Origin of the sequence: Saxibacter everestensis (assembly GCF_025787225.1) — a bacterium.
GTDB lineage: Bacteria > Actinomycetota > Actinomycetes > Actinomycetales > Brevibacteriaceae > Saxibacter > Saxibacter everestensis.
Window position 1 is genome coordinate 3,594,956 of sequence record NZ_CP090958.1, and the last position, 23,701, is coordinate 3,618,656.

Sequence of the window (23,701 nt, forward strand, 5' to 3'; positions counted from 1 at the left end):
GGCTTCGACTTAGGCGGAACCCACCATAGCTGCACGATGGGTCGTGAAGGGGGTCGAAAGAGGAGAGGCCTAACCGCTGTGCGATGTTTCGCCGACCGTCTGCCGGATAACAACCGTCAGGACACGGTGACCGATCCACGCACCAACGGCGTCATGCCCTCCGATGTCTGCACTGCCGTAGTCGACCCGGCGGTTTCCAACCAGTTGGCGAGCATCCGGTATCCGCCCTCGGTGAGAACCGACTCCGGGTGGAACTGCACACCATGCAGTGGCGCCCTGCGGTGCTGGATGCCCATCACGACACCGCCCTCGGTGCGGGCCGTCACGATGAACTCGTCTTCATCAATGGTCTGGTCAACCACGGCCAGCGAGTGATACCGAGTTGCGGTGAACGGATTCGGCTGACCGGCGAACAGTCCGGCGTCCTCGTGCACGACCAGACTCGTCTTTCCGTGCATAAGCTCGGGAGAATGCGTCACGGTAGCGCCGTAAGCCTCGGCGATCGCCTGGTGGCCGAGGCACACGCCCATCAGCGTCAGCGACCTCGCAGCGCACAGCCGAATCAGGTCGGGACATATCCCGGAATCCGCCGGGACGCCAGGTCCCGGTGAGAGCAGCACACCGTCGATGTCGGCGATGCTCGATTCGAGTTCATCGGGAGCGAAGACATCGTTTCGAACCACGGTCGTCCTGGCACCGAGTTGCTGCAGGTATCCGACCAGCGTGTACACGAAGCTGTCATAGTTATCGATCACCAGAATGCGCGGCCCGTCGGCAGACGACGATTCGCTCGCCTCGGCAAAATGGACGTCTGGTTGAGTTGTCTCGGCCATCAGGAAGCTCCGGCGTCATCGAGCGTTGCATCGTTGAAGGGCATATAGGGCGCGATTTCCGGGAACACCCACTCCATCAGGGCGAGAGTCGCGGCCACGAAGAGAACCGCACAGAGCAGGACACGGACAGGCCAACGGCCCGGCAAATGGTTCCACAGCCAGGCGTACATCAGCTGCCCTCCTTGTTGTTCTTCTTGTATGCCTTACTGTCCGCGATTGTGTCCGGCGGGCCATCTGCGGCAGGACGCCAGTCCGTCATCTCGGCGTAGGCAATGTAACGTTCCCGGGCGGAGAACATCGGATTGCATGCGGTCAGCGTCATGATCCGGTCCTTTGCCTTAACGTCAGGCATCGCTGGCACGTCCTCGAGGACCTCCACCTTATCCGGGGTCACGATGTCGAAGTTCCTGAACGTGTAGGTGTAATAGCCTTCCTTGGTCTGCACGACGATATCGTCGCCGGGCCGGAACTCCGCAATCTGATTCAGCGGCTTGCCAAAGGTGACCCGATGGCCGGCGACGGCGAAATTGCCGACCTCGCCGGGGAGGGCGCTATCGGGGTATCGGCCGAGGCCCATCCGGTTCAGCACCGGCTCCAGTGAAACGCCCTCCGCCATCGTGCGGTAGTAGTCGTCGCCGAAGCGGGGGATGTAGACGATGCCGAACGCCGTGTTTTCCGCCGGCACGTCACCTATCACGGGAGTGTCCGGATCTGACGGAGGTTTAGGCTCCTCACCACCGGACCAGTCGTCGGTCAGGTTGCGGGCAATTTCTTCGTTCTCCCGGTTAGCGTCGAGATCCGTCCAGACAAGCTGCCAGGCCACGAACATCAGGAGCACGACGCCCAGGGTTATGCAGAGTTCGCCGAAACCTCGGATGGTGCCACGCACGAAGCCAAGTGGCTCCGGCTGCCGCCTACCGGCTTTGGCTGGCGGTGGTCCAACGCCGGACCCGCCCGATCCCTGGTCCGAATAGTCGGACTCGCGCGGATCGTCGGAACGTGAGCCGCGGTCGTCTGTACCTGAGCCGTGGTCGGAAAACAGCTCAAGTAACGGCAGCTCACCCGTGCCCGAGTCCTGCGCTGCCGGCGCGGTCTCGGGCGGATGCGCGGGGTAGCCAGGAGCCTGGCTGTCGGCTTCCTGATACTCGTCCATACGCGGTTGGGCCCTGACCCGTGAACTGGGCTCGACCGGATAGCCCTGTGGCGTATCGGTCGGAATCCGTTGCGAGGGCCCCCCGGCAGGCCTGGCTGACGGCGGCTGGGGCACGTCGTGCATCGGCCATTCGGGTGGCTGAGAATCGGATCCGGGCGGCGATTGCTCCGGTGCCGGGGAACTGGAATCGGCCTGACTAGCCAGCCGGGCCTTTTCCTGCTCGCGCAGCTGGCGACGTGTGGGGAACGCGTCCTGCTCCGTCATTTACCCGGCGACCTTCGCATAGCGCAATTCGAGTCCGCCTTCATACGGTTGCATTTTCAAATCGGAGTGATTCTGCACAGACCATCCAAGCCCTACCAGATCTACGTACTGCAGGTAGATGTCGATCTCCCGTGAAGCGTCCAGCGCGCTTCTCAGACTGCCCTGGCTGCCCACGGCGCTAATCTTATAGGGCGGTGAATATACCCGGCCATTCAGTCGTAGGGTATTGCCGACGCAACGCACGGCTGATGTCGTGATGAGTCGCTGGCCCTGAATCGAAACGGCCTCGGCCCCACCGGCCCACAAGGCGTTCACCACGGACTGCACATCCTGTTGATGAATGACCAGATCATTGGGCGAGACACCGTCGGGCTGGGCGCGCTCACGCGGCGCATCATCCAGTGTGACGGTCAACCCGGGCCCGGAGGCGTCGCTCAACCCTGACGCCGTCTCCAGCTCTGCCGACTGTTGCTGCGCGGTGGCGACGTCATCATCGCGGACGGCTTCCTTCGCAGTCAGTGCGTCGACTTCCGCCTGCAGATCGCCTATCTCAGCGCTGAGTTCATTGGCCTGCTGGGACTGGCCGCGGATGAGGTCGGCGAAATCGGTATCCTCTGATCGCAGCTCGGTTCCGGCGGAAAGCCTGATGCTGGTGACCAACATCAGGCCACAGAGGACGAGGACCGACATCACTCCGAGGCGCGATGCAGGAAGCTTCCAGAGTTTTGCCACCCGCTCCCTTTCGCTCGATTGCCCTTTTGCCAGTAGAATCAGGGGAAGTCCGTTTACGTACAGTGTGAGGAGTCGGACGTGCCTGAGTCCAAAACGAGGAAGAAGTCAGCGTATACAGCGCCGACCGCCTCCACGTCTACCAAGCCTAACGCCCGGTGGTTCCTGCCGGTAATGCTCGGCATCCTGTTACTCGGACTCGCCTGGATCATTACCTTCTACGTTTCACAGGGCGCCTTCCCGGTCGAAAGCTGGGGTAACTGGAACCTGCTGGCCGGCTTCGCCATCATTATCGTTGGCTTTGGCATGTCCACCCGCTGGCGGTAACGACCTGGAGCGGCAGTAAAGACGATCTAAGTAGGGGCCTCGCGCAGTGACCAGTTCACAGAGCGAGGCCCCTACTTCTTTGCTGCACCGGCGCTTTGGCCGGCAACACGCATCGCTAGCTGCGCAGCCGCCGATAGGCACGGGCAGTCATGGGAATGAACACCAGCGTGATCACCAGCGGCCAGGCCACGGCGAGCAGGACGGCGTTTTCCGCGGCCCAGCTACCGTCGGATCCGGTGGGGTTGCCGAAGAGCTGCCGCGCCGCCAGCGCCGTGGCCGAGATCGGGTTCCACTCCGCGACCGGAGCGAGCCAGGCCGGCATGGTTGCCGGCGCAACGAAGACGTTGGACAAGAAGCCGATCGGCCAGACAAGCACCTGCACCGCCATCGTGGCGCCCTCTCCACGCAGGACCAACCCGAGGAAGATCCCGACCCACAACAAGGCGAAGCGGAGCCATAGCAGCAGGACGATGGCGAGCGCCGCCCCGCCCGGGCCGCCGGTGACCTGCCAGCCGATCAACAGGCCACCGACAAGCAGCACGGTCAGTTCGAGCACCGAGTTCGCCATGTCGGCCCCGGCACGCCCCAGTGCGACGGCGGCGCTGCTCATCGGCATCGATCGGAATCGGTCCGTGATCCCCTTCCGCGCGTCGGCCGCAACGGCGGACATTGTGGCCTCCAGCCCGAACATCATCGCAAGCGCGAACATGCCGGGCAGCAGGAAGCTGATGTACCCGCCGCCGCCGGGAACCTCGATCGCGCCGCCGAATAGAAAGCCGAACATCAGCAGCAACATGATGGAGAACATCAGGCCGAAGATCGGAGTCCAAGGCTGCCGCACCCAGTGCAGCAGGTCCCGTTGAGTGATGATCCAGCCCTGGCGGAGCGTGGCCAGCGGCCGGGATCCGTCGATTGTGCGTGCTGTCATCACCGTGTCTCCTTGTCCGTCAGCTTGTCCGTCAGCGCGAGGAAGACCTCGTCGAGCGTTGGCCGGCGCAGTAAAACGTCCTCCGGTTGGACATGCTGCGCATCCAGAACACGCACCACGGCCGCCAGCGCCGCGGTACCGGAGGGAACCTCGACGGTGAGCGTGCGGGACTCCGTGTCGATCGAGACCGGAGAGCTCAGCCCACCCGACATCGCCGCGGCGGTCCGCTCCAGCTGTTCGCTGTCCGCCAGCGCTATCACCACCCGATCGCCGCCCAGCTGCTTCTTGAGCACCTCGGGCGGGTCGTCGGCAACCACCTTCCCGTGGTTCATCACAGAGATCCGATCGGCGAGTTGGTCGGCCTCGTCAAGGTACTGCGTGGTCAGCAGGACTGTAGTTCCACTGGCGGCCACGGCTCGGATGCTGGCCCAGACCTCGTTGCGCGCCCGGGGGTCCAGGCCGGTCGTGGGTTCGTCCAGGAAGAGCACCGCAGCCGCCAGGATCAGGCCGACGGCGATGTCGAGCCTGCGGCGCATCCCGCCGGAGTAGGTGGACACTGGCCGACCCGACGCATCCGTGAGGTCGAACGTCTCCAGTAGCTCGTCGGCGCGGCGCTGGGCGTCCCGCTTCCCCAGGTCGAGCAGCCGACCGAACATCACCAGGTTCTCCCGCCCGGTCAGGACCTCGTCGAGGGCGGCGCTCTGCCCGACCAGCCCGATGTTCCGGCGCACCTGCGGCGCCTCCGTTCGCACGTCGTGCCCGGCAACCGTGGCGCGTCCCCCGTCGAGCTCGATCAGGGTGGTGAGCGCCTTCACGCCAGTACTCTTCCCGGCGCCGTTCGGGCCGAGCAGGCCATGAATGGACCCCGCGCGGATGGCGAGATCGAAGCCGTCCAGCGCCTGCACGTCGCCGTATCTTTTTTGCAGACCGAGCGCGTCCACGGCATAGGAGGGTGACATGATTCTCCTTACTTCGTAGCCCTTACGGAATTAGAGGATACGGATCATCGTACACCGAACGAAGTAGACTTGAAAGATGCCAGACGACGCCACGCTTCCCGAGCAGACCGACCGCACCCTGACCCTGCTATGGCGCAAGCTGCTCGGGGGCCGTCAGGGCTCGCGCGGACCAAAGCAAAAGGTGTCGGTCGATGAGATAGTAACGGCGGCAATCGCGATTGCGGACGCCGAAGGCCTTGACACGTTTTCCATGCGCAAGGTTGCCGAGGAACTTCGGCTGGGGGTCATGACGCTCTACACCTACGTCCCGGGCAGGGCTGAGTTGATCGGCTTGATGGTCGATCAGGTAATCGGTGAGCAGACCCTGTCGCCACACCAAGGCTCCGTTCGAGAGCGCCTAACGGCGATCGCCCGGCTGGACTGGGATGAGTTCCACCGGCATCCGTGGCTGCTGCAGGCGAACCTGGCCCGGCCGTGGATCGGACCGCACATCTCAGACCGATACGAATGGCAGCTGGCAGCGATCGAGGGGATCGGCCTGGGCGACATCGACATGGACCAGATCGTCACACTGGTCACCGGTTTCGCCGCTACCGCCGCCAGGGCCGACATCGACGCACGTCGCACTCAGGAACAGTCCGGCATCTCGGATCGTCAGTGGTGGGAGATCAACAGCCCGATCCTGGAGCGGATAATGGCGGGCACGCATTACCCGATCTCCGGACGGGTGGGCCAGAGCGCCGGCGAGGCTTATGACGCGGTCAGCGACCCAGAGCTGTCCTTCAGGTTCGGGCTCGAACGAATTCTCGACGGCATCGAGCTTTTCATCGATCGAAAGCGCTAGCGGAAGACGGTGCCAAGCCGGTGTGACGCTACGCCCCCCGGGCGGCATGTCCCGGAGTGCCGGTCCGAAACCCGGGCCAAAAGTTATTCACAGCTGTGGAATTACATGTGTGTAACTTCTCCCCATGTGGACGAATCCTGTGGATAACTCGGAAGAAGTTATAGGCCGAGGATCAGCGGGGCGGTGACTGGAACCAGGGCGGTCTTCGCCGCTATCGCCGCGCCGAGCAGGAGGAACACCGCGGCGATTCCGCCGATCTGGAAGGCGGTGCGGTTTTTCCGCGGAGCGTAGGCGAGCACCGCCGCGGCCAAGGCACCGGTGATCAGGCCGCCCAGGTGGGCCTGCCAGGCTATCCCCGGGACCACAAATCCGATCACGGCGTTGATCGCGATCAGCACCAGGATCTGCCTAACCGGTCCGCCGAGTCTGCGCTGAATGACGAACATTGCGCCGAACAACCCGAAAATCGCTCCGGATGCGCCGACCACAGGCTGATACCACGAGCCGGCGACGTTCGGGTCGGCCAGCGCCATCACGCCGACTGAGCCGCCTATCGCGCTGACCAGGTAGAGGATGAGGAAACGCCAACGTCCCAGCGCAGGTTCCAGGTATTGACCGAACAGCCATAGACCGTACATGTTGAGGCCAACGTGCAGAATGAAGCCGGTGGAGTGCACCAGCGACACCGTCAGCAACCGCCAGGGCTCGACCAAGGTCAACGCCGGCGCGTACAACAGGCGATCGGTGATATCGATGCCCGGAATGAACTGCAGCAGGAACACGGCGAGCGTGATCGCGATGATGCTCAGGGTGACAATCGGACGGCCCTGGCGCACCTGCGCGCCGAAGACGGTCTTCGCCTCGCGAGAGTGCGCGGCTTGCTCCGCGACGCAACTCACGCACAGGATGCCGACCGCTGCCGGCCGCTGGCACTCGGGGCAGGTCGGGCGTTCGCACCGTTGGCAGCGAACGTAGGAAATCCGGTCAGTATGACGAGGGCACACCGGCGGATTGGCCTCCGCGGGTGTGCCCTGTGACCCATAGGGCCCTGAGGTCATGCAGCGTCCTCGATGTCGACACTGATCAGTCGCACGTCTTCCACCGGGCGGTCGCCGGCCCCGGTCTTGACGTCGTTGAGCTCGTCAACGATCTTGCGCGACTCATCGTCGCTCACACCGCCGAAGATGGTGTGCTTGCCCTGCAGCCATTCGGTCGGGCCGGTGGTGATGAAGAACTGCGAGCCGTTGGTGCCGTGGCCCATCTGCTTGCCGGCATTCGCCATCGCGAAAACGTAGGGCTCGGTGAAGCCAAGTTCCGGGTGGATCTCGTCGTCGAAAACGTAACCCGGTCCGCCGCGCCCGTCCCCGTTTGGGCAGCCGCCCTGGATCATGAAGTTCGGGATGATCCGGTGGAAGATCATGTTCTCGTAGAACTTGTCAGTGGTCGGCGTCCCGGTCTGCGGGTTGACCCATTCTTTCTCGCCCTTCGCCAGCTCGACGAAGTTCCGAACGGTCTTCGGCGCATGGTTGCCATAGAGGTCAACCTTGATGTCGCCGTGGTTGGTGTGCAAGATTGCGGTTTGCGTCGCTTGTGCAGTCATTGTTCAATTTTCGCATACGCCAACCGTGAACACACTTCGATCGCATAGACTTCGGTCTTCATCTCGTCCCGCTTCTGGGGCGAAATGGCGGGAATTGACCTCGCGGAACCAGACTTTTCGCTACCCCGTTGTACCGCTAGAGTGCATAACAGGCAGGATGGTTACCACAAGCACCACCACGATGGAGGTTGGCATGTCAAAGAAAAAAGTCAAGACTTTAGAAGCTGAGGCACGTAAGCAGCAGGCACGCATCCAGGACCGCCTGGACGGAACCGTCGATAGCGCGCGGGAAACGGCTCGTGGTGTCAAGGAATGGGCGGCTCCCCGCCTGGAGAAGGGCGTTAAGGCAGCCGCTCCGCGGGTCGAGGCCGGCATCGCCTACGCCGCCCCCCGGATTCAGGATGTTGTAGATCGGTCCGGGCCGAGGATCGAAGCAGCCGGACAGAAAATTACGGGCGACTACCTTCCGCGGCTTTCCGAAAAGGTCGGCACGGCGGCAGCTGCGGCCGGAACAGCCGTCTCGCGATTCACCATCCCCGAACAGCTCGAACTCGTCGCCGCCAACCTCACTGGCGACAGCAAGGCGATCAAGAAGGCCCAGAAGGCTGTCGCCAAGGCTGGCAAGCGGCTCGAGAAGAAGACCTCCCGTTCCGGCGGCAAGGGTAAGTGGGTGTGGTTCAGCCTGATCGCAGGTGGCATCGCCGCGGCTGTCGTGGCCTGGAAGAAGTCACAGCCGGTCGAAGACCCCTGGTCGACGCCGCTGAGCAACCGTCCCGCGGATGCCCGGCCGGTGAGTTCAACCGGCACGTCCCCTGCCGATAAGGCAAAGCAGGCTGCCGAAGCGGCCAAGGACGCAGCAGGAAACGCTGCTGACAAGGTCAAGGAGACCGCGGCAGCCGCCAAGGACAAGCTCAGCGAGGCCGGTAGCCCGTCCAAGCACAAGGCCGGTGAGACGATCGACGACTCGGCTGACACTTCAGCAGTGAAGCCTAATACGGCGACGAGCGCGCCGAAAGAGGCTTCCATTCCGGCGACGAACAAGAACGCGACCACGGTGACGAACATCGCGGGTGACAAGGGTAAGAAGTAACCTTTCACAACACCTGAGGCGGGATCGGCGATTCAGTTCGCCGGTCCCGCCTCAGCTGTTTCTCGGCTCAGTGCTTCCGTGTGCAGTGCTTCCGGGTTCAGTGCTTCCGGGGTGGGTCGATCAAATCGTTACGGCGACTGCGGCTGCGATTGCGATTGCCGACGACAATTGCTGAGGCTGGCCCGAAAACGCTGCTGAAATCAGTCCAGACGGTGAGATCCCTTGGGTTACTGGCCGGTCAGCCTCAGCAATTGTCGACAGCCCCCGAAAGGGAACAAAGCCAACAGGAGATCAGGTTGTTCGCGGCTACCGACGGAGTGCCGATGCTGTCTCGATGAGGTCCAGATCCTCTAGCCTGTCCAGTATGTCGCCAACATCCAAAGGGGGTGACTTCGTGGAATCTGCGATGCGTGAGACAGCGGTATGTAGTGTCAGCGAGTCCAGATGAAACTGGTCAATAAGGAACGCGTCAGGATGTTTGGCCTCAAGGCCCCATATGTCTAGTGCGCTCTGCGGAAAGTCTCTTAGGTTATACGTCACGATGATCTGGGAGTGTGACTTGACTGCAGCAGCAACGACATGCCTGTCATCCGGATCGGGAAGATCAAACAGTCGTTCCAACGCGCTGTAGTCGGACACCAAGCAGTCTCGGACAGACTCACACATAAGACGGCGTGTTCGGTCCAACCTACTGCTGTCGAGGTCCGGACGGTTCAATTTAAGACTTCGAAATGTCTCATCTAGTATCTCGTCAGTCCAACGTGCCTGCACCAAGCCGGCCTGCGCGACCCGAATCAACAGGTCGCGCAGCACGTTTGGATACAGGACGTTAGCGTCGTAGATTACGTTGAACGACACTTACAGAAGACCCATCTCCTGACTCAATGCCGTTAGTTCATCGGCGGCATCCCGCCGCTTAGAGTCATCCGCGCGGAGATACTTCCGCAACGAATCTGCGCGTACGCGTCTGTGCGTTCCCACCATTTTGAAATCTATCTTGCCTTGCTGGAGGAGCTTGATCAGATGCGGACGCGATACATTTAGCATGTTCGCAGCTTGCTGCGTCGTCAGCTCAGCATGACTAGGTACTATCGTTACACCTTCGCCGGCAGCCATCTTCGCAAGAACTCGCATCATCATCTCAACGGCCCCTTTTGGAACTGTGACATGTTCGCCACCCTCGACGGCGAGATCTATCGGGCCTTCATCATCGGAGTGACGGTTGTAGAACTCACGGAGTCTAACCAGCGCGTCTCGAGCAATCTCGGAATCATTGTTCTGCGGGAACACCGGGGAAGCGGACTGCGAAGCCATGGTTGCACCGAATCCTTCTCTTATTGTGATAAACGCAATAAACGCAATAATACCTAGCGAAACTGAAAGTGCAATGAGAGGCCGACTGCGAGCCGGGAGGAGTGCAGTAGGTGCTCGTGCAAAATCAGGTGAGTCACGCTCCCCGGTGCATCCACCCGGTCCTCTCGGCCATGCAGCCGATTCAGCTGTCACCCCGATACAGGCGCCAGGGCTTCTACTCGCCAGGGGCGATCATTGCGCGCAACGCGACCGCACGGTGCCCGACCAGAAGGTACGCCTGGCATCAGGCACCTGCTAGTGTCTGCCCCGCGAAGCGAATCCGTGCTGACAAGGACAAACGCGGCGGCCCCCCAACTCGTTCCGGTCAGTCATCACCAAACCAGCGGATCAGTTGTTCGAAGGCGGGAGCATCGCCTCGAACCTTCCGGAGTACATCGGTGGTAGTCAGCAGGTCTGCCTCGCCGACGCTGTCCGCGTACGCCTGGGCCAGCGAAACCAGGATCTCCCCGGAACATGCGAGAGCGTTCGTTCCCCGTTCGGTCAGGCTCACGACCCGCGCCCGACGATCTGCGCGATTGACTGTCCGCCGGACGTATCCCAATTCCTCAAGCTTCGCGACCGTCTTAGCCATCGCCTGCTTGCTGACTCCCACGCTTGCTGCCATCTCGTTAACCTGACTGCCGGAGTCCGCGATCGTCTGCATGGCGACGGCGTGCACAGGCCTCAGGTCGGGGTGGCCCGCATTGGCGAGCTCGCGGTGCAGTTCATCAATCATTCGCCGGAATGCGCCCAGCAGCAGGAACGGCAGCTCGTAACCCGTGCGAGAGGGGATCATGGTCATGCTCCTATCAAGCCAGCCGGTGCGAGTTACCGCGAGCACCATAACCCAGATTGTGCCAAACGCTGGAAAGGCGACAGGGGTTGACTTCGGGCCGACGGCGGCTCAGAGTTAACTAGTCAACTCGGTTGTCTAATTAGGAGTCTCCATGTCCACTGCCGCTGTCTTCACCCCGTACACATCCGAGAACGCGCCCGAGCAGGCTCGGGGTCGTGTCCAGGCCGCCGAGAAGAGCTTTGGCTTCGTGCCAAGGCCGGTTGGCCTGATGGCCGAATCACCCGAACTGCTCGAGGGCTTCCTCACCCTGAATGGCATCTTCAACAAGTGCTCGCTGAGCCGGCTTGAACGCGAGGTGCTGATTCTCACCATCGCTACTCGCGTTGAATGCCACTACTGCGTGGCGATGCACTCGGCGATGCTGGCCAAGTCCGGGACCGATCCCGAGCTGATTTCGGCACTGCGGAAGGCCGCGCCGCTATCCGATGGGCGACTGGAGGCGATGCGCCAGTTCACCCTGCAGGTAATGGACAAAAATGGGGATGTCTCCGATCAGGAGCTGGCCGCATTCCTCGGCGCCGGATATACCTCGCGCTCCGCACTCGACGTCGTCCTAGGGCTGGGCACCTACACGCTGTCCACGGCAGCCAACCGGATGACCCGGGCCGAGCTGGACCCGCCGTTTGAAGCATTCACGTGGCACCAGCACTGAGCCGTACAGCTTGTGCCGGATCGATGAGCTGATCGAAGGTGCGGCTACCCGACGGGGAGGGCACCGAATGGGTCAGCCTTGCTCGCTGTCGCTGAGTTGTTCGACGAAACGTTCGAGCCGTCGAGCGCGGGTCTGGTCATTGGGTGCGGTCATCAACTGATGCAGTATCGCGTAACGCTCCTGCCCACCGAGTGCTGTAAATCGTTGCCACGCCCCGGCTCTGGCCTCGAGCGCCGCAACCAGATCATCGGGAACCGCAGCTGACGCCGCTCCCGCGTAGGCACGGTCCCACCGGCCGTCGCCTTCGGCCGCTTCGACCTCGCTCAGCCCCCGCGCACGCATCCGCCCCTGCTCAAGTAACCGGGCGACATGGTCCACGTTCCGCTTCGACCACATCGAGCGGGCACGCCGCGGCGTGAAACGCTGGCGAAACGTCGTCTCGTCGTGGCTCTTGCGCTGGCCATCAATCCAGCCACTGCACAGGGCTTCCTCCAGCGCCTCGGCGTACGTCAATGATGTCGGGGTAACCACGCCCTTCTTCGCCAAGCGCAACCAGATGCCGTCCGAGACGCCCTCGTGATCGTCAAGCCACTCCCGCCACGCTGCCGCATCAGCGACGACGAGTACCTCGGGTTCGCTTTGCTCCGCAAATTCCATATCCCTATGCTCCCAGCTACCACCGACTATCCCGACGTGCCTGGAGTCCACGGGCGGCGCGACTCCGAGATGCGTGGCGATTGGATCGTATGCGTGCCAAGTGCTCTTCCACGCAATGATGCGAACGACCCGTGGCCGGCTTCATCTCCGATTTCTTCCCGAGAGAGATGCGAGTGGATTAGAGTGCGAGCATGACCGAGAGCGACCGAGCGCAGCCCCGGCTGAAGGATGTCCCCAGTTCCTTCGCCCAGTGGGCGGGCCTCGTCCTTGGCATCATCGCATTCTGCGTCGGGGTGTGGCTCCTGATCCTCGGCGATATGGCACCTGGCTGGATACTGGTGATTGTCGCATTCATTTTTGCGGTCGGCGCCTTTGTGCTGGCTCCAGCAATGCGTCTCCGGCACCGCTACGTTGCAGACTACGGGGGTACCACCGCCACACTGTCGTCACTCGAGGATGTCGATGAAGTGCGGCGTCTCCGCGACGAGGACGGACTCATCAATGCGGCCCGGCTCGTCAAGCGCCATCACCCTGCCGTGCCGTTGAAGGACCTTGTCGAGTGGCTGCGCGCGCTCTAGCTGGGCAAAGCTCGAAAGAAGCAGCTAGTATCGTTCGCCTCGCCTGTCGACCGGCCATCAACGGAGAGTCGTCGGAATAACGGCACGGGCAGCACGTCCCGCGCCGCGTAGAACCAAACAGGTCTGGCCTGTCGTTGCCACAGAAGAGGGGGACTCGATCCCCTACTGCTCGCTAGCGCTCACAGCGGGGGCCCACCTAAGGGGTTCGAACCGCTCTACCCAATATCGCCGAAAGGGACCCCGTTCACGTGGCCTTCGTGGCCCACGGTGTGGCGCGTGGTGGCAGTTCGGTCGGTAGCTAGCTAGGCTCAGCTGGGAGGTGTTCGGTGTATACACACATTGAGGGCGAGGCATCGGCGGTCCTGACCACGCCAACGTCTGGGCCAGCTGCCGGTGACGGGATACACGTCGAGTTCCAGGGCTGGCTCGGTGACGACCTGCTCGACCTGGCCGGCCACTGGATTGTCACCGGGCGACTGGCGGATGCGTTGCGCGCTTCACCACTGACCGGCTTCCGGTTGGAGCCGGTTCACGTCTCCTGGAATCCCCAATGGGATCTGATGCTCCACGAGCACGAACTGCCCGACCGATGGGAGCGACTAGTCCCCATCGGGTCGCGCAGCGACGGTGACGATTATGTAAACGAAATGAGTGCAGGCGGACTACTGGTCAGCGAGCCAGCCCTCGAACTGTTGCGCTCTTTACATCTCGAGCAGGCCGTCCTCACGCCGGTGACGGCACCCCCGTTGACCGAGACAAAGGAAACTGAGCGGCTCCGCAGGGCGAGAGCACTCCACGACGAGGCTCGCGCCAGAGCCGACGAGGAGCGAGCCCAACGGCAATCAGCTCAGGCGTCAGCCGACCGGGACCGGGATCGGAGGCTCGCCGAGGCACTGCAACGGCACCAGGCCGAATACGAAGCGTCCCCCGTACCTACCGGTGCTGTGGACCTGATCCGTGCGGCCCTCGGGCATCCGATCGATGATGACCGCGTGGCGCGCGTACTCGCACTCACCGCCCTACCCCTCGAGGTCGAGACCTTTCGCGAGGGCAAGAGCCGACGGCACGAGATGCACAAGTCGCCTCGCGAGGGATTCGATGCCCGCTTCCTCAATGACAAGCTCGTCCGCGTTGTGATCCACCCCAGCGCAGACAGCGAGCTGTCAAGGACGCTGATCGACGGCATCGACCTCTCCAGGGCCACACCCTGCGACGTCGTCGCGCTGCTCGGCGCACCCAGCGAGGCGCGATGGAAGGCACGCGGCACCCAGGTTTACGCCTACGGTCGCGACAAGATCATCTTCGGAAGCCTTGGTGACCAAATGGACTCGGTCGTTCTGATGCGGGCCCGGCGCACCGCCAGATGAGACTCGGCAGCAGCGAACACTATGGCTGGGAGCGGCCCCGCACGGTACGGCTGGTCCACGTCTATGACGGAGCCGACCTAGCAGGTGAGTTCGCACGCCTTCGTGTGCCGAGCGGCGCGAAAGGCGGTCCACTCGAAATCATGGCCCGGCGCCGCGCAGGCCGGCGCACGCCCTACAGGACGCCAGAGCATGGGGAACGATTAGAGATTGAAGCGTGGGAGCTAAGTCCGGATGAGTGGGCCGAACTCGATCTCAGTGAGGAGGTTGGAGACTCCAGGCCCTGGCGCCCTCACAAACCCAACCCTGATCTCTGGCTGTGGGTGGAGTCGTAAACAGCGTTCAGCACGACCACGGCTATCCTCGCTGAGACTACCGCGTTGAGCGGGGGGGTTCGAGCCGCTCTCCTCGGTAAGTGGGAGAAGGGGGACTCGATCCCCTACTGCTCGCTGGCGCTCACAGCGGGGGCCCACCTAAAGGGTTCGAGCCGCTCTACCCAATAAATAGAAGAAGAGCCAAGGCGATACTGCTGCCCTGACCCTTCTCCCATCGGTGGAGGTAAGGGGACTCGAACCCCTAACCCCCTGCTTGCAAAGCAGGTGCGCTACCAATTGCGCCATACCCCCGAAGGTACTGCTATTCTACCGTGTCAGTCGCATCCGCCCACAATGCGTGATCCACCCGATGTGCCTTGCGTTTCTGCCAGACAACCGTAAGACCGACGACCGCAAGCGACGCCACAAGAGCTAGTTTCTTCATGGTTTTCTCCAACTAGATAGAAGATCAACCGTGGGCCTAACTGGACTTGAACCAGTGACCTCTTCCTTATCAGGGAAGCGCTCTAACCGTCTGAGCTATAGGCCCGAAGTGCGGGATGACCCGAGGAAAAACTCTACCTAATCCTCGTCGTGATTACCAATCGGAGACCGGTCATCGATCATCCCCAAGCACACACTATTCGTCGGTCAGCGTCAGGGCGAAGCCACCGACCAAGGTGGAGCCAAGGTTGTAGATGAACGCCACCAGCGTCGACAAGGCGGTAATCAGGATGACATCGACAATCGCAATCACCGTCGCAATGGAGACCACCCGGCTCAGGGCGAACGCCTCGACCACGTTGATCGGGTTCTCACTGCCGGCAATCTCCGCGAGGGTGCTGCCGATCTTGTCGAAAACTCCGGTCGCATCCAGCACCAGCCACAACACGATCGCCGCGACGACGATCGCGATGCCGATGCCGACCGACATCAGGAACGACAGCTTCATAACGGACCACGGGTCGACCCGGCTGACGGTGAGCCGGATCTTCCGGGGACCGGTCGACTTCGTCTTCGTCTCCACGCCTAAACCTCCGACCGAAGCTTTTGCCGTCCCTGGACGCTGTGAGTTCTGTGGCGGAGCAGGCGCTTTGGTGCGTTGCGGGGCACTCTTCGATCCCGGCTTCCCGTTGACCGCCTGGCTGAGCTGATTCTCAGCCTGGCTGGCGCGAGCGGCTGCGGTCGACTGCTTGGCCTTCGGCAGCTGGGCAGTTGCCGGCTTGGCAGGGCCACGCTGGTTGGTGGTGCCAGCGGCCGGTCGCGATGCACCAGATGGCTTACTCACTGGCTTCCTCCGTCAATTGGTGTCTCATTGTTCGTTCCGGCGTCCGATTCGACAGTTTGGTCACCGTTCTCCACCGTGTCGTCAACCGGGCTATCTGCAGACGCTATCGCATCCGGGCTCAGGTTCCCGCCTTCGTCGTCGCCGTTTTCGCTGTCAATCGCCTGAGTCTCAATTTCAGCGGCCACCACGTTGTCGGCTCCGCGTGCGACGGCGATAATCCGGTCATTCTTGTCCGGCTTGGCAAAGACGACGCCCATGGTGTCACGTCCCTTGGCAGGAACTTCAGTCACCGCAGATCGCACTACCTTACCGCGTTCCATCACCACGAGCACTTCGTCGTCCTCCGACACGATCAGCCCACCGACCAGATCGCCTCGCTGCTCGACAAGCTTGGCGACCTTGATTCCCAGTCCGCCACGCCCCTGGACGCGATATTCGCTGACCGGAGTGCGCTTGGCGAATCCGCCTTCGGTGACGACAAACACAAACGAATCGTCGGTGACCACGTCGAGGGCGAGCAGTTCGTCGCCATCCCGGAATTTCATCCCGGTGACACCCGATGTCGCACGACCCATCGGCCGCAGTGCGCCATCCGAGGCGGTGAACCGAACCGACTGTCCCTTCCGGGATACCAGAAGCACATCATCCGTCTCCGAGACCAAACGTGCCGAAACCAATTCGTCCGGGCTGCCGTCGGCGGTTTCGCGCAGATTGATCGCGATAACCCCGCCGGTACGGTTCGAGTCGTATTCGGTCAGCCGGGTCTTCTTGACCAAACCTGCCTTCGTGGCCAGAACGAGGTACGGCGACTGCTGATAGTCGGTGAGCGCCAGCACCTGGGCAATTTCCTCGCCGGGCTGGAACGCCAGCAGGTTCGCAACATGCTGGCCCTTCGACTCCCGGCTACCATCGGGCAGTTCATATGCCTTGGCCCGGTAGACCCGCCCCTTGTTGGTGAAGAACAACAGCCAGTGGTGCGTAGTGGTTACAAAGAAGTGCTCCACCAGGTCGGTCCCGCGCAGGCTGGCACCCTTGATTCCCTTGCCACCGCGATGCTGCTGCCGGTAGTTGTCGCTGCGCGTCCGCTTGGCGTATCCACCCCGGGTGATCGTGACGACGACCTGCTCCTGCGGAATCAGATCCTCCATCGACACGTCGCCGTCGTAGCCGAGCAGGATCTCGCTTCGCCGGTCGTCGCCATAGCGGTCGACGATTTCCTGCAGTTCCTCGCTGACGATCTCGCGCTGCCGGCCAGGAGTTGCCAGAATGTGGTTGTACTCAGCGATCAGTTTTTCAATCTTGCCGGCTTCTTCCTGGATCTTCATCCGTTCCAGAGCGGCAAGTCGGCGAAGCTGCAGATCGAGGATGGCGTTCGCCTGGATTTCATCGACGGCGAGCAGTTCCATCAGTCCGCTGCGTGCCTCTTCCGAACTCGGCGAGCGGCGGATCAGGGCGATGACCTCGTCGAGCGCGTCCAGGGCCCTGAGGTAACCACGCAAGATGTGCGCGCGTTCTTCGGCCTTGCGCAGCCGGAACCGGGTACGCCGCACGATGACAATGATCTGGTGTTCGACCCACAGCTTCAGGAAAGCATCCAAGCTGAGCGTGCGCGGAACGTTGTCGACGAGCGCCAGCATGTTCGCGGAGAAGTTCTCCTGTAGCTGGGTGTGCTTGTACAAGTTATTCAGAACAACCTTGGCAACAGCGTCGCGCTTGAGCACGATTACCAGCCGCTGGCCGGTACGTCCCGAGGTTTCATCCCGCAGATCTGCAATGCCGGCAACCTTGCCGTCCTTGACGTAATCCGCAATCTTCGCGGCCAGGGCGTCCGGATTCACCTGGTAAGGCAGCTCGGTGACGACGAGGCAGGTACGCCCCTGGATTTCCTCCACGTTCACGACGGCCCGCTGGGTGATCGAACCACGCCCGGTCCGGTAGGCATCTTCAATTCCCCGGCGGCCCAGGATCAGCGCGCCGGAAGGGAAATCCGGGCCTTTGACGATGGTCAGAAGTTCTTCAAGCGTTTCGGACTTTGTCGCATCCGGGTTGGCCAGGATCCACTGCGCGCCTGCCGCAACCTCGCGCAGGTTGTGCGGCGGAATGTTCGTCGCCATACCGACGGCAATACCGGCAGACCCGTTGACCAGCAGGTTGGGGAAGCGGCTCGGCAGGTAGACCGGTTCCTGGTTGCGGCCGTCGTAATTGTCCTGGAAATCGACGGTGTCTTCTTCAATGTCCCGCACCATTTCCATCGCCAGCGGCGCCATCTTGCACTCGGTGTACCGCGGCGCGGCGGCCGAGTCGTTGCCTGCCCCGCCGAAGTTTCCCTGGCCGTCGATCAACGGGTAGCGCATCGACCACGGCTGCACGAGACGCACCATGGCGTCATAGATCGCCGTGTCGCCATGCGGATGGTATTGGCCCATTACGTCACCGACGACGCGGGAACATTTGTTGAACGAGCGTTCCGGCCTGTAGCCACCATCGAACATTGCGTACAGCACCCGTCGGTGCACCGGCTTCATACCGTCCCGAACGTCCGGTAGCGCGCGGCCGACGATAACGCTCATCGCATAGTCAAGGTACGACCGCTGCATCTCCAGCTGCAGGTCGACCTGGTCGACCCGATCCGTCGCCGCTATCACACCGTCAGCCGAGCCCGGCACGGTCTCTTCGGTGCCCTCAGGTGGGGTTTGCTCGCTCACACGATCCTCTTCTTAAAGTGCTGGTTTGTTGAAATGGCGTTGCTGGCCCATGGACGGGCCTGGCAGATCAGATATCCAGGAACCGAACGTCCTTGGCATTGCGCTGAATGAAGTTCCTGCGCGCCTCGACATCTTCACCCATCAGCACGGAGAAAATGTCGTCGGCCGACGCCGCGTCGTCCAGGGTGACCTGCTTGAGCAGGCGATGTTCCGGGTCCATAGTGGTGTCCCACAACTCGTGGTAGTTCATTTCACCGAGGCCCTTGTAGCGCTGAATTGCCTGGTCCTTCGGCAGCCGGCGGCCGGCGGCGCGTCCTTCCGTCAGCAAGGCATCGCGTTCCCGATCCGAATAGGCGTAATCGTGCGGCGCATTCGACCACTTCAACCGGTAGAGCGGAGGAGTCGCCAGATAGACGAAACCGTGTTCAATCAGCGGCTTCATGTAGCGGAAAATCAGGGTCAACAGCAGTGTCGAAATGTGCTGACCGTCGACGTCGGCATCGGCCATCAGCACGATCTTGTGATAGCGCAGTTTCGCCAGGTCGAATTCCTCACCGATGCCGGTTCCGAAGGCGGTGATCAACGCCTGCACCTCATTGTTGCCAAGCGCCCGGTCCAGCCTTGCCCTTTCCACATTCAGGATCTTTCCGCGCAGCGGCAGGATGGCCTGGGTCTCCGGGTTCCGGCCCTGCACGGCCGAGCCGCCGGCGGAATCACCCTCGACGATGAACACCTCTGAGATGGAAGGGTCCTTCGACTGGCAATCCTTGAGCTTGCCCGGCATTCCACCGGACTCCATCAGTCCTTTACGACGCGTGGCCTCACGGGCCTTCCGGGCGGCGAGCCGCGCCTGGGAGGCCTGCATCCCCTTACGCACAACCTCACGGGCCTGGCCCGGATTGGATTCGAGCCAGTGTCCCAGCTCGTCGCGGACCACTTTCTGCACATAGCCCTTGGCCTCGGTGTTACCGAGCTTTGTTTTGGTCTGCCCCTCGAACTGGGGCTCGCCGAGCTTGATGCTGATCACGGCGGTTAGCCCCTCACGGATGTCATCACCCGTCAGATTGTCATCCTTCTCCCGTAGCAGCTTCTGATCACGGGCGTAGGTATTTATCAGCGAGGTGAGCGCGGTGCGGAAACCCTCTTCGTGCGTTCCGCCCTCATGGGTATTGATCGTGTTGGCGTAGGTGTGCACCGATTCCGAATAGGCCGATGTCCACTGCATCGCGATCTCTACGGCGATCTTCTTCTCAACGTCTTCCGATTCGAAGGCAATGATCTCGTCATTGATCAGTTCGACCTTCTTCGACTTGTTCAGGTGGGCGACGTAATCGAGCAAGCCATGCTCATACATGTAGCTGACATTGCGCTTCAGCTCGGCCCGGGCCTCATCGTTTCCCGCCTCGTCAGCGGTGGACACACCGAGGCTCAGCTCGTCCTCATCCTCATCTGCCTTACCCGCCCGCTCGTCGGTCAGCGTGATTCGCAGGCCCTTGTTAAGGAAGGCCATCTGCTGGAACCGGGCCCGCAGGGTTTCGAAGGTGTACTCAACGCTTTCAAAAATCGTATTGTCCGCCCAGAACGTCACGGTAGTTCCGGTCTCGGGGGTGGCTTCGCCGCGCTTGAGCTCCGTGCTCGGGGCACCGACCTGATACTCCTGCTCCCAGACATAACCATCGCGCTTGATCAGAACGCGCAGGTCGGTGGACAGGGCGTTGACTACCGAGCTTCCCACGCCATGCAACCCGCCGGAAACGGCATAGCCTCCGCCGCCGAACTTGCCGCCGGCATGCAGCTTTGTCAGAACGACTTCGACGGTCGGCATCTTCTCCACCGGATGCATCGCGACCGGGATACCTCGGCCGTCATCGCTGACCCGTACTCCGCCATCTGCCTGGAGGACGACCTGGATATGCGAGCAGTAGCCGGCCAGCGCCTCATCTACCGAGTTGTCGACGATTTCATAAACCAGGTGGTGCAGGCCCCGCTCACCGGTGGACCCGATGTACATACCGGGCCGCTTTCTTACGGCTTCTAATCCTTCGAGAACTGTGATGTCACTTGCGTCGTAATGCGGCTTGTTCTCGTCGGCTGCCATATGTGGCCGTGCTCCTCGCGGTAAACCTGCCCTCAAGCAGGACAAAATAAGGGCAACCTCGCACGCCCTCGCACGGTAAAGAACCAGTGAGAGGCTTTAAAGTCACCAAATGAACCTGTTCCATCCTACCTAATGGATCAGCTCAATGCGTCCTCTGCGGCCCGGAAACCCAGATTTCTGACGTTTTGGGACCTATTGACGGACTGGATCGTGCACGGAGGGCGTTCATCGCCTCTCTGCGGCGATTAGCCGGATGCGACTTCGCCGATCAACCGTAGGTGTCGCGAGGTCCCCTGGTGTTGTGCACCCGATACCTTCCACGTTTCCAACTGGGCGCCGCTGGGCCCTGAATTTTCACCTGCTCCACGACACCATCCCCGAGTTCCTCGGCAAGGCGCTTCAGCAACGCCGGCACCATGAGCCGCAACTGGGTAGCCCAGGCGGTTGAATCGGCAGCCACAATCAGGACCTGTTTATCGAAGGAAACCGGCTTGCTGTGCTCGGCAACCTGCCGGCCAACGATTTCCGGCCATCGCCCCATCACCGAACCGACATTGACAGATGTCGACCAGCCACGCTCGGCGATCAGTCGCTGCATAATGCCCTGCATCGCCTGCGGATCCCGCTCGTCCGGTCCCGGACCGGATCTGCCGGGAATAGTCCTCCCATAGTTCCGGGAAATCTTCTTGCCTGCCCGGCCCGGACGCAGACCCTTTTCCTTGGCCGCGGCACGTGCCCGATTCAGCGCCAGACTGGCAGGGTCCGCCTCAATCTCGGCGATAGGTTCCGTAGGCAACTTGGGTCCGGCAACCTTCGGCCATGACTGCGACTCGGACTCTGGCGGCTCGGACGCCGGCGAACCGGACGTCGGCGAACCGGCTCGAGACGAATCCGCCTCCGCGCTCGGATCGGATTTTTTCCTGCCTCGCCGTCCAAATGTGTCACTCACGGGCCGACAGCTCCGTACTGAACCTGAACCCGTTCACCGGCAAGCACAGCCGGAATGTCGTCCTCGACGGCTGCCGTGATCAGGACCTGCTCGGCAGTCGCCACCATGCCGGCGAGCCGGGCCCGCCGGTGCACATCCAACTCTGCAAACACGTCGTCCAGGATCAGAACCGGCCAGTTCTCCTTGCCGAAGGCATCGGCCTTGTGCAATTCAAAACTTGCCAGCCGAAGGGCGAGCGCATATGACCAGGACTCACCATGACTTGCGTACCCCTTGGCCGGGATGTTCCCGAGCTGAAGTTCCAGATCGTCCCGGTGCGGTCCAAAGAGTGAGTTGCCGCGATCGATCTCCTGTTGCCGGCCAAGCCTGTATGCCTCCGCCAGTTCCACGGCGAGATATTCAGCAGTCTGCGTAGCTTCTGCCGGTGGATCGCCAGGGTTGGAACCTGCCTGATCAGCCGGCCCGCTCTCAGTACTTTTCCTATACCGGATATCTGTAAGCCGGCGCTGCGGAGCCGACTCGCCGGATACGTGGGCGTAGGCGGAAGCGACATGCGGCCGTAGTTCGTCGACGAGACGGAGTCTTCCGGCCAGTAACTGGGCGCCGGCCTGGGATAGGTGGTGATCCCAAACGTCGAGTGTTGCTGACTTCGATTCCGAGCTGCCGCCAATCCGCGCGCTCTTCAATAGTGCGTTTCGCTGTTTGAGCACCCGCTCGTAGTCGCTGCGTACAGCGGCGAACCTCGGCGACCGCGCGACGAGTAGATCATCGAGAAAACGGCGTCGCTCACCGGGATCACCTTTGACGAGTGCAAGGTCCTCGGGCGCGAACAAGACCGTGGTCAACATGCCTAACAACTCACGTGGCTTAACCACATTCCGGTTGATCCGGGCCTTATTACTTCCCTTGACGTTGATCTGAACTTCAAGGACAGCCGTCCTTTCACCCCGGAACACCTGCGCCCGAATAATGGCTGCCTCTTGTTCAGCTCGCACTAGCGGCACATCCGAAGACACTCGGTGCGAGCCCAGCGTCGCCAGATACCCGATAGCCTCGACCAGATTGGTTTTGCCGAGACCATTTGCTCCGACGAAAATTGTCGTGCCGGGCGCGAGCTTCAGATCGACGGCGGAATAGGACCGGAAATCACCCAGCGCGAGTTGTGAAACATACATCGCACGTCGTCATCCCTTCACTAATCCCAATCGTGTGCGAACCTATTCGGCGGGTTTTACCGCGTGGCCACCGAACTGATGACGCAGCGCCGCGACGGCGCGCATAGCGGGAGAGTCGTCCTGCCGGGAGGCGAACCGGGCAAAGATCGCCGCTGTAATCGCGGGAGCGGGAACAGCGCTGTCCAGAGCTTCGATCACGGTCCAGCGCCCTTCGCCCGAGTCTTCCACGTAGCCGGCGATGTCGTCGAGGCCCGGATCTTCCTCAAGTGCCTTGACCAGCAGGTCCAACAGCCAGGATCGAACAACGGTTCCGTGGGTCCAGGCCTTCAGGGTTCCGGTGACATCCTTGACGATGTCCTTGGAATCAAGCAGTTCGAAACCTTCGGCATAGGCCTGCATCAGACCATACTCGATGCCGTTATGCACCATCTTCGCGTAGTGGCCGGCACCAACATCTCCGGCGTGCACGAAGCCGAGTTCCCGCGGACCTTCAGGACGCAGCACATCGAATACCGGCATCAGTCGCTGCACTGTTTCTGCTTCGCCGCCGACCATCAGTCCGTAACCGTTATCCAGACCCCAAATGCCGCCGGAGACACCCACATCGATGAAGTCGATGCCCAGTTCAGCCAGGCGCTCGGCGTGCTTGGCATCATCGGTGAACCGTGAGTTGCCGCCATCGATCACCAAATCACCCTGATCGAGCTTCTCCCCGAGTTCCTCGATCACCGAGGACGTGACATTTCCGGCCGGAACCATTACCCAGATCGCCCGTGGGCCTTCAAGGCGCTCGATCAGCTGATCGAGCGACGACACATCGCTGATCTCCGGATCTTGGTCGTATCCAATGACCTCAATGCCGCCCTTTTTCAGGCGCTCCCGCATATTGAAGCCCATTTTTCCAAGGCCAATCAGTCCCAGCTGCATTTTCAATCTCCTCGAAAGGTCGTCGGTCACATCCTTGGGACACTTTAAGTGGATTGCG

Annotated in this window: 25 protein-coding genes and 2 tRNA genes; 6 read left to right on the forward strand and 21 right to left on the reverse strand. The window is 61.8% G+C overall.

The window, feature by feature from the left end; translation table 11 throughout:
* Positions 1–116: 116 nt before the first annotated feature.
* From LWF01_RS16960 to LWF01_RS16975, 4 genes are read right to left on the reverse strand one after another with little or no spacing between them, the layout of a single operon-like run.
* Complete coding sequence (locus tag LWF01_RS16960) at positions 117–833, reverse strand: anthranilate synthase component II (RefSeq protein ID WP_349638550.1); 717 nt, start codon at positions 831–833, stop codon at positions 117–119.
* Positions 833–1,003 carry a hypothetical protein gene (locus tag LWF01_RS16965; RefSeq protein WP_349638551.1) on the reverse strand — a complete coding sequence of 57 codons (171 nt, stop codon included), beginning with the start codon at positions 1,001–1,003 and terminating at the stop codon, positions 833–835. Before LWF01_RS16965 ends, LWF01_RS16960 begins: the two co-directional genes overlap by 1 nt.
* On the reverse strand, positions 1,003–2,250 hold the full coding sequence (locus tag LWF01_RS16970) for a class E sortase (RefSeq protein WP_349638552.1): 1,248 nt from the start codon (positions 2,248–2,250) through the stop codon (positions 1,003–1,005). The genes LWF01_RS16965 and LWF01_RS16970 overlap by 1 nt, the downstream gene beginning before the upstream one ends.
* The gene (locus LWF01_RS16975) at positions 2,251–2,982 is read right to left on the reverse strand and encodes a DUF881 domain-containing protein (RefSeq protein WP_349638553.1); all 732 of its coding nucleotides are present in this window, start codon (positions 2,980–2,982) and stop codon (positions 2,251–2,253) included.
* A 78-nt stretch (positions 2,983–3,060) separates the two neighbouring features.
* Between LWF01_RS16975 and LWF01_RS16980 the strand changes: the two genes are divergently transcribed.
* Entirely contained in the window at positions 3,061–3,306 is a 246-nt protein-coding gene (locus LWF01_RS16980; RefSeq protein WP_349638554.1) for a cell division protein CrgA, read from the forward strand.
* A gap of 115 nt (positions 3,307–3,421) precedes the next feature.
* On the opposite strand, the gene LWF01_RS16985 is transcribed toward LWF01_RS16980, so the two are convergent.
* Both LWF01_RS16985 and LWF01_RS16990 read right to left on the reverse strand, forming a co-directional pair.
* Entirely contained in the window at positions 3,422–4,234 is an 813-nt protein-coding gene (locus LWF01_RS16985) for an ABC transporter permease (RefSeq protein ID WP_349638555.1), read from the reverse strand.
* Positions 4,234–5,193, reverse strand: coding sequence for an ATP-binding cassette domain-containing protein (locus LWF01_RS16990; RefSeq protein ID WP_349638556.1), 960 nt, complete (start codon positions 5,191–5,193; stop codon positions 4,234–4,236). The genes LWF01_RS16985 and LWF01_RS16990 overlap by 1 nt, the downstream gene beginning before the upstream one ends.
* A 76-nt stretch (positions 5,194–5,269) precedes the next feature.
* On the opposite strand from LWF01_RS16990, the gene LWF01_RS16995 reads away from it, so the two are divergent.
* Entirely contained in the window at positions 5,270–6,037 is a 768-nt protein-coding gene (locus LWF01_RS16995; RefSeq protein WP_349638557.1) for a TetR/AcrR family transcriptional regulator, read from the forward strand.
* A gap of 158 nt (positions 6,038–6,195) precedes the next feature.
* Here the strand turns inward: LWF01_RS16995 and LWF01_RS17000 are convergent, their stop codons facing one another.
* Positions 6,196–7,095 (reverse strand): rhomboid family intramembrane serine protease, encoded by a 900-nt coding sequence (locus LWF01_RS17000; protein WP_349638558.1) that lies wholly within the window; start codon positions 7,093–7,095, stop codon positions 6,196–6,198.
* Positions 7,092–7,637 (reverse strand): peptidylprolyl isomerase, encoded by a 546-nt coding sequence (locus tag LWF01_RS17005; protein ID WP_349638559.1) that lies wholly within the window; start codon positions 7,635–7,637, stop codon positions 7,092–7,094. Before LWF01_RS17005 ends, LWF01_RS17000 begins: the two co-directional genes overlap by 4 nt.
* Positions 7,638–7,830: 193 nt before the next feature.
* Here LWF01_RS17005 and LWF01_RS17010 point away from each other — a divergent pair, with 193 nt between their 5' ends.
* Positions 7,831–8,727, forward strand: coding sequence for a hypothetical protein (locus LWF01_RS17010; protein ID WP_349638560.1), 897 nt, complete (start codon positions 7,831–7,833; stop codon positions 8,725–8,727).
* 306 nt (positions 8,728–9,033) lie between these two features.
* Here the strand turns inward: LWF01_RS17010 and LWF01_RS19290 are convergent, their stop codons facing one another.
* The 3 genes from LWF01_RS19290 to LWF01_RS17020 all read right to left on the reverse strand — a co-directional run bounded on the left by LWF01_RS19290 (position 9,034) and on the right by LWF01_RS17020 (position 10,876).
* The gene (locus tag LWF01_RS19290) at positions 9,034–9,585 is read right to left on the reverse strand and encodes a PIN domain-containing protein (protein ID WP_432761972.1); all 552 of its coding nucleotides are present in this window, start codon (positions 9,583–9,585) and stop codon (positions 9,034–9,036) included.
* Complete coding sequence (locus LWF01_RS17015) at positions 9,586–10,041, reverse strand: excisionase family DNA-binding protein (protein ID WP_349638561.1); 456 nt, start codon at positions 10,039–10,041, stop codon at positions 9,586–9,588.
* 364 nt (positions 10,042–10,405) lie between these two features.
* Complete coding sequence (locus tag LWF01_RS17020) at positions 10,406–10,876, reverse strand: MarR family winged helix-turn-helix transcriptional regulator (protein WP_349638562.1); 471 nt, start codon at positions 10,874–10,876, stop codon at positions 10,406–10,408.
* A 151-nt stretch (positions 10,877–11,027) separates the two neighbouring features.
* On the opposite strand from LWF01_RS17020, the gene LWF01_RS17025 reads away from it, so the two are divergent.
* On the forward strand, positions 11,028–11,588 hold the full coding sequence (locus LWF01_RS17025) for a carboxymuconolactone decarboxylase family protein (RefSeq protein WP_349638563.1): 561 nt from the start codon (positions 11,028–11,030) through the stop codon (positions 11,586–11,588).
* A 72-nt stretch (positions 11,589–11,660) separates the two neighbouring features.
* Here the strand turns inward: LWF01_RS17025 and LWF01_RS17030 are convergent, their stop codons facing one another.
* Positions 11,661–12,245: a YdeI/OmpD-associated family protein gene (locus LWF01_RS17030; RefSeq protein WP_349638564.1), complete on the reverse strand. Its 585-nt coding sequence runs from the start codon at positions 12,243–12,245 to the stop codon at positions 11,661–11,663.
* 191 nt (positions 12,246–12,436) lie between these two features.
* On the opposite strand from LWF01_RS17030, the gene LWF01_RS17035 reads away from it, so the two are divergent.
* Positions 12,437–12,823 (forward strand): hypothetical protein, encoded by a 387-nt coding sequence (locus tag LWF01_RS17035; RefSeq protein ID WP_349638565.1) that lies wholly within the window; start codon positions 12,437–12,439, stop codon positions 12,821–12,823.
* A gap of 326 nt (positions 12,824–13,149) precedes the next feature.
* Positions 13,150–14,190 (forward strand): hypothetical protein, encoded by a 1,041-nt coding sequence (locus tag LWF01_RS17040; RefSeq protein WP_349638566.1) that lies wholly within the window; start codon positions 13,150–13,152, stop codon positions 14,188–14,190.
* A 550-nt stretch (positions 14,191–14,740) separates the two neighbouring features.
* Here LWF01_RS17040 and LWF01_RS17045 read toward each other — a convergent pair.
* The 9 genes from LWF01_RS17045 to gnd form a co-directional block, all read right to left on the reverse strand.
* Positions 14,741–14,813: transfer RNA gene (locus LWF01_RS17045), tRNA-Ala, on the reverse strand.
* Positions 14,814–14,823: 10 nt separating this feature from the next.
* Positions 14,824–14,946: a DLW-39 family protein gene (locus LWF01_RS17050; protein ID WP_349638567.1), complete on the reverse strand. Its 123-nt coding sequence runs from the start codon at positions 14,944–14,946 to the stop codon at positions 14,824–14,826.
* A gap of 31 nt (positions 14,947–14,977) precedes the next feature.
* Positions 14,978–15,051, reverse strand: a tRNA-Ile gene (locus tag LWF01_RS17055).
* 90 nt (positions 15,052–15,141) lie between these two features.
* The gene (locus LWF01_RS17060; RefSeq protein ID WP_349638568.1) at positions 15,142–15,789 is read right to left on the reverse strand and encodes a DUF3566 domain-containing protein; all 648 of its coding nucleotides are present in this window, start codon (positions 15,787–15,789) and stop codon (positions 15,142–15,144) included.
* Positions 15,786–18,494 carry a DNA gyrase subunit A gene (gene gyrA / locus LWF01_RS17065; protein ID WP_432761973.1) on the reverse strand — a complete coding sequence of 903 codons (2,709 nt, stop codon included), beginning with the start codon at positions 18,492–18,494 and terminating at the stop codon, positions 15,786–15,788. The genes LWF01_RS17060 and gyrA overlap by 4 nt, the downstream gene beginning before the upstream one ends.
* 67 nt (positions 18,495–18,561) lie before the next feature.
* On the reverse strand, positions 18,562–20,592 hold the full coding sequence (gene gyrB, locus LWF01_RS17070; protein WP_349638569.1) for a DNA topoisomerase (ATP-hydrolyzing) subunit B: 2,031 nt from the start codon (positions 20,590–20,592) through the stop codon (positions 18,562–18,564).
* 268 nt (positions 20,593–20,860) lie between these two features.
* On the reverse strand, positions 20,861–21,541 hold the full coding sequence (locus tag LWF01_RS17075) for a DciA family protein (RefSeq protein ID WP_349638570.1): 681 nt from the start codon (positions 21,539–21,541) through the stop codon (positions 20,861–20,863).
* Entirely contained in the window at positions 21,538–22,716 is a 1,179-nt protein-coding gene (gene recF / locus LWF01_RS17080) for a DNA replication/repair protein RecF (protein ID WP_349638571.1), read from the reverse strand. The genes LWF01_RS17075 and recF overlap by 4 nt, the downstream gene beginning before the upstream one ends.
* A gap of 42 nt (positions 22,717–22,758) precedes the next feature.
* A complete protein-coding gene (gene gnd, locus LWF01_RS17085) occupies positions 22,759–23,643 on the reverse strand; it encodes a phosphogluconate dehydrogenase (NAD(+)-dependent, decarboxylating) (RefSeq protein ID WP_349638572.1) in 885 nt (294 codons plus the stop codon).
* Positions 23,644–23,701: the final 58 nt, after the last annotated feature.

Bases quoted from the DNA above. Each gene is read 5' to 3' on its own strand.
- LWF01_RS16960 (WP_349638550.1), bottom strand. From the start codon at position 833: ATGGCCGAGACAACTCAACCAGACGTCCATTTTGCCGAGGCGAGCGAA.
- LWF01_RS16965 (WP_349638551.1), bottom strand. From the start codon at position 1,003: ATGTACGCCTGGCTGTGGAACCATTTGCCGGGCCGTTGGCCTGTCCGT.
- LWF01_RS16970 (WP_349638552.1), bottom strand. From the start codon at position 2,250: ATGACGGAGCAGGACGCGTTCCCCACACGTCGCCAGCTGCGCGAGCAG.
- LWF01_RS16985 (WP_349638555.1), bottom strand. From the start codon at position 4,234: ATGACAGCACGCACAATCGACGGATCCCGGCCGCTGGCCACGCTCCGC.
- LWF01_RS16990 (WP_349638556.1), bottom strand. From the start codon at position 5,193: ATGTCACCCTCCTATGCCGTGGACGCGCTCGGTCTGCAAAAAAGATAC.
- LWF01_RS16995 (WP_349638557.1), top strand. From the start codon at position 5,270: ATGCCAGACGACGCCACGCTTCCCGAGCAGACCGACCGCACCCTGACC.
- LWF01_RS17000 (WP_349638558.1), bottom strand. From the start codon at position 7,095: ATGACCTCAGGGCCCTATGGGTCACAGGGCACACCCGCGGAGGCCAAT.
- LWF01_RS17005 (WP_349638559.1), bottom strand. From the start codon at position 7,637: ATGACTGCACAAGCGACGCAAACCGCAATCTTGCACACCAACCACGGC.
- LWF01_RS17010 (WP_349638560.1), top strand. From the start codon at position 7,831: ATGTCAAAGAAAAAAGTCAAGACTTTAGAAGCTGAGGCACGTAAGCAG.
- LWF01_RS17015 (WP_349638561.1), bottom strand. From the start codon at position 10,041: ATGGCTTCGCAGTCCGCTTCCCCGGTGTTCCCGCAGAACAATGATTCC.
- LWF01_RS17020 (WP_349638562.1), bottom strand. From the start codon at position 10,876: ATGATCCCCTCTCGCACGGGTTACGAGCTGCCGTTCCTGCTGCTGGGC.
- LWF01_RS17025 (WP_349638563.1), top strand. From the start codon at position 11,028: ATGTCCACTGCCGCTGTCTTCACCCCGTACACATCCGAGAACGCGCCC.
- LWF01_RS17030 (WP_349638564.1), bottom strand. From the start codon at position 12,245: ATGGAATTTGCGGAGCAAAGCGAACCCGAGGTACTCGTCGTCGCTGAT.
- LWF01_RS17035 (WP_349638565.1), top strand. From the start codon at position 12,437: ATGACCGAGAGCGACCGAGCGCAGCCCCGGCTGAAGGATGTCCCCAGT.
- LWF01_RS17050 (WP_349638567.1), bottom strand. From the start codon at position 14,946: ATGAAGAAACTAGCTCTTGTGGCGTCGCTTGCGGTCGTCGGTCTTACG.
- gyrB (WP_349638569.1), bottom strand. From the start codon at position 20,592: ATGGCAGCCGACGAGAACAAGCCGCATTACGACGCAAGTGACATCACA.
- recF (WP_349638571.1), bottom strand. From the start codon at position 22,716: ATGTATGTTTCACAACTCGCGCTGGGTGATTTCCGGTCCTATTCCGCC.
- gnd (WP_349638572.1), bottom strand. From the start codon at position 23,643: ATGCAGCTGGGACTGATTGGCCTTGGAAAAATGGGCTTCAATATGCGG.